Origin of the sequence: Streptomyces sp. NPDC059850, assembly GCF_042731515.1 — a bacterium.
GTDB lineage: Bacteria > Actinomycetota > Actinomycetes > Streptomycetales > Streptomycetaceae > Streptomyces.
The window spans coordinates 1-6,131 of sequence record NZ_JBHWJI010000131.1; the positions used below are offsets into that span (position 1 = coordinate 1).

Annotated in this window: 2 protein-coding genes; both read right to left on the reverse strand. The window is 73.7% G+C overall.

The features are described 5' to 3' along the window. A partial coding sequence (locus ACFV9T_RS42460; protein ID WP_385449178.1) for a type I polyketide synthase occupies window positions 1-1,946 on the reverse strand: 1,946 nt, incomplete at its 3' end. A gap of 57 nt (window positions 1,947-2,003) precedes the next feature. Further along, a partial coding sequence (locus ACFV9T_RS42465) for an SDR family NAD(P)-dependent oxidoreductase (RefSeq protein WP_385449181.1) occupies window positions 2,004-6,131 on the reverse strand: 4,128 nt, incomplete at its 5' end.

Below are 6,131 nucleotides of genomic sequence, written 5' to 3' on the forward strand. Positions count from 1 at the left end.
CTCCACACAGCGGCCAGCGACACCATGACGGCCCACAGGACAGGCTGTACGACATCGACACGGCCGAGGTCGGCGGCGTCAGGACCGGCGCGCAGGACTTCGGTGAGCGACCAGTCCACGTAGGGGGCGAGGGCTTGTTCGCACTCGGCCACGCGGGCGGCGAATACCGGGGAGTCGTCCAGCAGTGCGGCGCCCATTCCGGCCCACTGCGACCCCTGTCCGGGGAACACCAGCACCGGGCCCGCCCCCGACACAGCGGTGGCGGCCGGACTGCCGGGCTCGACCACTCCGGGGTGGGTGTCACCAGCGGCCAGGGCCGTGAGCCCGGCCATCAGCTGGTCGCGGTTCTCGCCCACGACCACCGCGCGGTGGTCGAACACCGACCGGGTGCGGACCAGCGACCAGCCCACCTCGGCAGCCGTTAGGTCCTCGTCGGCGGCCACGCGCTCGGCCAGCGCCCGCGCCTGACCCCGTAACGCCGCGTCGCTGTGCCCCGACACCACCCACGGCACGACACCGACGTCATCGGCGTCCGGCTGCCCGACCGCCTGCTCCGCCTCCTGCGGCGCCTCCTCCAGGATCAGATGGGCATTGGTGCCGCTGATCCCGAAGGAGGACACCCCCGCGCGGCGTGGGCGGTTGTCCGCCACCCAGGTGACCTGCTCGGTCAGCAGCCGAACCTCACCAGCGGTCCAGTCCACATGCGGGGTCGGAGCGTCGATGTGCAGCGACGCGGGCAGCAGCTCATGCCGCATCGCCATCACCATCTTGATGACACTGGCCACCCCGGCGGCGGCCTGCGTGTGCCCGAGGTTCGACTTGACCGAGCCGAGCCACAGCGGCCGCCCGTCCGCCCGGTCCTGTCCGTACGTGGCCAGCAGCGCCTGGGCCTCGATCGGGTCGCCGAGCGTCGTACCGGTGCCATGCGCCTCCACCGCGTCCACCTCGCGGGGCGCCAGCCGGGCGTTGGCGAGCGCCTGCCGGATCACCCGCTGCTGCGACGGCCCGTTCGGCGCGGTCAGCCCATTGCTCGCACCGTCCTGGTTGACCGCCGAGCCCCGTACGAGCGCCAGCACCCGGTGGCCGTTGCGCCGCGCGTCCGACAGCCGCTCCAGCAGCACCAGCCCGACACCCTCGGAGAAGCCGGTGCCGTCCGCCGCCGCCGCGAACGCCTTGCACCGCCCGTCCGGCGACAGCGCACGCTGACGGGAGAACTCGGTGAAGCCGCCCGGCGTCGCCATCACCGTCACCCCGCCCGCCAGCGCGAGGGTGCATTCGCCCTGCCGCAGCGCCTGCGCCGCCATATGCGTCGCCACCAGTGACGACGAACACGCGGTGTCCACCGTCACCGCCGGTCCCTCCAGACCGAAGGAGTACGACACCCGCCCCGACACCACACTGCCGAGGTTCCCGGTGGCGACATAGCCCGCCGCGTCGCTGGTCGTCTGGCCGATGAGCGACAGATAGTGGTACGAGTCCACCCCCGCGAACACCCCGGTGTCGCTCCCGCTCAGCGCGTCGCGCCCCAGACCGGCGCGCTCGAACGCCTCCCACGCCGTCTCCAGCAGCAACCGCTGCTGCGGGTCCATCGCGGCGGCCTCGCGCGGGCTGATCCCGAAGAAGTCGGCGTCGAAATCGGCCACATCACGGAGGAAACCGCCCTCGCGGGCGCTGCTCGTCCCGGCGCGCTCGGGATCCGGGTCGTAGAGCCCGTCCAGATCCCAGCCGCGGTCCTCGGGAAAGGAGGAGATGACGTCCGTACCCTCGCTCACCACCCGCCACAGGTCCTCCGGAGACGCCACGTCGCCGGGGAAGTGGCAGGCCATCCCGATGATGGCGATGGGCTCCCGGGCCCGCTCGTCGGCCTCGCGCAACTGCCTTTTGGCCAGGCGGAGATCGGCCGTCGCCCGCTTCAGATAGCTGCGGAGCTTCTCGTCGTCCGTCATGTCACATCAACCCGATCGTCACGGCCGTCTGGATTCATCGGAGGTGGGAGAGGGAGGTCAGTGGAGACCGTCGTCTACGGGGGCGTTCAGTTCGCTGTCGAGCACCTGGAACAACTCCTCGTCGGTGGCCGACTCCAGATCGCCCTCGTCGGTCTCCTCCTCGGCATCGCCGTCCACCCTGCGAAGCAACTCCCGCAGCCGCTCCGCGATCCGCGCCCGCTGCTCCCGGTCGTCGGCCACCGCGCCCAAGGCCGCGCCGATGGCGTCCAGATCCGCGAGGAGGGAGCCGCCCCGGGCCACCCCGGCCGGGATCAGCAGTTCGTCCAGGAGCCGGACGACGGCGGTGGGCGTGGGGTGGTCGAAGACCAGAGTGGCGGGCAGCCGCAGCCCGGTGGCGGCGCTCAGGCGGTTCCGCAGTTCGACGGCGGTGAGGGAGTCGAAGCCGAGTTCCCGGAAGTTCTGCGCGGGGTGGATGGCCTCCGCCGCGTCGTGGCCCAGCACGGTCGCGGTATGGCCGCGCACCAGCTTGAGGAGCGCCTGCTGCCGGTCCTCCGCCGAGAGCGCCGCGAGCGACTGCGCCGGGTCCGTGGCGGACACCCCGGCCGCTGTGGCGGCCGCCTGCGGAGCGCCGCCGCGCACGAGGGTGCGGAAGAGGGCCGGGGGTTCGGCGTCCCGGGCCTGACGGCGCATGGCGGCCAGGTCCAGGCGGATGGGCGCCAGCGTGGGCAGCCCGCTGGCGAGCGCGATGTCGAGCAGCGCGAGGCCCTGCTCGGTTTCCAGCCCCACCATGCCCGCCCGTGCCAGCCGGGCCCGGTCGGCGTCGGTCATGTCCCCGGTCATCCCGGTCGCCTGCTCCCAGTAGCCCCAGGCCAGCGAGGTGGCGGGCAGGCCCTGGGCGTGGCGGTGCTGGGCCAGGGCGTCCAGGAAAGCGTTGGCGGCCGCGTAGTTGCCCTGCCCTGCGGCGCCGAGCAACCCGGCGGCGGCGGAGAACAGCACGAACACCGCCGGAGCCGTCTCACGGGTCAGCTCGTGCAGATTCCACGCCGCGTCCGCCTTCGCCCGCAGGACATCGTCCACTTGAGCGGGGGTCAGCGCCTCGACCGTGGCATCGCGCAGCAACCCTGCGGCATGGACCACCGCCGTGAGCCGATGACGCTCGGGAAAGGACGCCAACAGCTTGGCGAGGGCCGCCCGGTCCGCGGTGTCACACCCGGCGACGGTGACCTGCGCGCCCAGGTCGGCCAGCTCGGCCGCCAGTTCGGGAGCGCCCGGTGCGTCCAGTCCCCGGCGGCTGACCAGCAGCAGCCTCCGTACGCCGTGGCGGGCCACCAGATGGCGGGCGGTGGTCGCCCCCAGGGTGCCGGTGCCACCGGTGATCAGGACGGTGCCCTCCGGGTCGAGGGCCTGGGGAATCGACAGGACGATCTTGCCGATGTGGCGTGCCTGGCTGAAGTGGCGGAACGCCTCGGGAGCCCGGCGGATGTCCCACACCGTGGTCGGCAGAGGGTGCAGTGTGCCGTTCTCGAACAGCACCGACAGCTCGGCCAGCATCTCCTGGATACGGTCCGGACCGGCACCGCTGACGAGGTCGAACGCACGGTAGCGGACCCCGTCGTACTCGGCGCCGACCTGGTCGGGATCACGGAGGTCGGTCCTGGCCATGTCGATGAAGCGACCGCCGGGCGCCAGCAGCCGCAGCGACGCGTCCACGAAGTCACCCGCCAGCGAATTGAGCACCACATCGACGGACCCGGCGGCCTCGCGGACACGGTCCTCGAAGTCGAGCGCGCGGGAGGAGGCGATGTGGCGGTCGTCGAAGCCACGGGCCCGCAGCGCGTGCCACTTGCCGGGGCTCGCGGTGGCGTACACCTCGGCCCCCCAGTGCCGGGCCAGCTGCACGGCCGCCAGACCCACGCCGCCGGTGGCCGCGTGCAGCAGCAGCCTCTCGCCCGCGCGCAGCCCCGCGAGATCGGCCAGCCCGTAGTACGCGGTGAGGAAGGCCGACGGGATGGTCGCCGCCTGCGCGTACGACCAGCCGTCCGGCATCCGGGTGATGAGCCGACTGTCGGTGATGACCAGCGGTCCGGTGCCGTTGAACAGGCCCATGACCCGGTCGCCCACGGTGAACCGGTCGGTGTCCGGGCCCACTTCGACCACCACGCCCGCGCCGTCGCCACCGAGCGGCCGGGGGTCCTCCACCATGCCCAGCGCCACCACGACGTCATGGAAATTCACCCCGCCCGCGTGCAGCGCCACCCGCACCTCGCCGGGGCCGAGCGGGCGCGTGTTGTCCGGGCAGTCGACCAGGGCGAGATGGTCCAGGCTGCCGTGCCCGGTGAGCCCCAGCCGCCACGCCGCCGGGCCGTCGGGCGGGGTGAGCCGCTTGGCGGCGTCGTCATGGACGAGCCGGGCTACGTACGCCTGGCCACCCCGCAGCGCGATCTGCGGCTCACCCGAGGCGACCGCGCCCGCCACTGTCTGCGGCGACAGGTCGTGCTCGTCCAGGTCGAGCAGCAGCAGACGGTCGGGGTTCTCCGACTGGGCGCTGCGCACCAGACCCCAGGCGGCGGAAGCGGGCAGGTCGTGGATGTCGTCCTGGCCGTGCGTTGCCACCGCGCGCCGGGTGACGACGGCCAGCCGGGAGCCCGTGAACTCGGGTGCGGCGAGGAAGCGTTGGAGCAGCGCGAGCACGTCCGTGGCGATGCGATGCGTGTGCTCGACCGGGTCGGCGTCCGGTTCGGCGTCCGGGGGAGTGGCGACGGTGGCGAACACGACGTCGGGGGCCGGTGTCCCCTCCGCCGTGGCCGCCCGGATGGCGTCGAGTCCGGGATGACGGGCGGCATCGGGCAGTGCGGCGGCCAGCGGTTCCGCGCCGGATCCGAGGACGGCCGTACGAAGCACCGGCCCGCCCTCGGGCAGGGGCGCCGGTGCCCAGCCGAGCTGGAACAGCGCGTTGCGGCCCGCGGCCCGGGCCCGGCCGAGCCGCCTGTCTTCCGGTGCGGGCCGCAGGATCAGGTCGTCCACGGTCACCACTGGTGTGCCGACCGGGTCGCAGACCCGCAGCGCGAGCCGGTCCGCCGCGGTCGGGGTGATGCGTACCCGCAGGGCGTCGGCACCGGTGGCGCACAGCCGCAGACCGCTCCAGGCGAAGGGGAGGAGGACCTGCCGCGCCTCCTCGGAATCGGGGGCGACGTCCAGGGCGCGGGCGTGGAGGGCGGCGTCGAGCAGGGCCGGGTGGATGCCGTACCCGGTGGCGGAGGTACGTTCGCCTTCGGGTAGCGCCACCTCGGCGTACAGGTGCTCGCCCAGCCGCCACGCGGCCGTGAGCCCCTGGAACGACGGGCCGTAGGCGTAGCCGTGGTCGGCGAGCCGGGCGTAGAAGTCCCGCACGGGCAGTGGTGTGGCCCCCGGCGGCGGCCACGCACCGTCGAGCGGCGCGACGTCGAGCGGCACGACGGGCGCGGTCGCGGGCGAGGGGGCGAGCACACCGGTCGCGTGCCGCGTCCACGCCGCCGTGTCGCCGCTCTCGACGGCGGGACGGGAATGGATGGTGAGAGGGCGCTCGCCACTGTCGCCGGGGGTGCCGATGGCCACTTGGACATCGACCGCCTCGCCGTCCGGCACGACGAGCGGCGCGGCCAGGGTCAGCTCGGACACGTGGTCGCAGCCGGTCCGGGCGGCGGCGTGCAGGGCGAGTTCGGCGAAGGCGGTGCCGGGCAGCAGCACAGTGTCCAGCACCCGGTGGTCGTTCAGCCAGGGGTGGGTCTGCGGGGACAGCCGCCCGGTCAGCAGCTGGGTGCCGCCCTCGGCCACTTCCACGGCGGCGCCGAGCAGCGGATGCCCAGCGGACACCAGCCCCAGTTCGGCCGGATCGCCACTGGGTCCGCCCCGGCGGTCGAGCCAGTACCGGTCGCGCTGGAAGGCGTACGTCGGCAGGTCGACGACGCGCGGGGTCGGGTCGTCGGGGAACCGACGGGTCCAGTCCACCTCGCCCCCCGCCGTGAAGGCTTGGGCGATGGCGCGGACCAGCTGGGCACGGCCGCCGTGATCGCGGCGCAGGGTGGGCACGGTGGCGGCCTGGACTCCGGCCTCCTCGAAGGTCTCCTGCAGGCCGACGGTGAGGACGGGGTGGGTGCTGGCCTCGATGAACACGCGGTGGCCGTCGTCCAGCAGGGCCCGTACGGC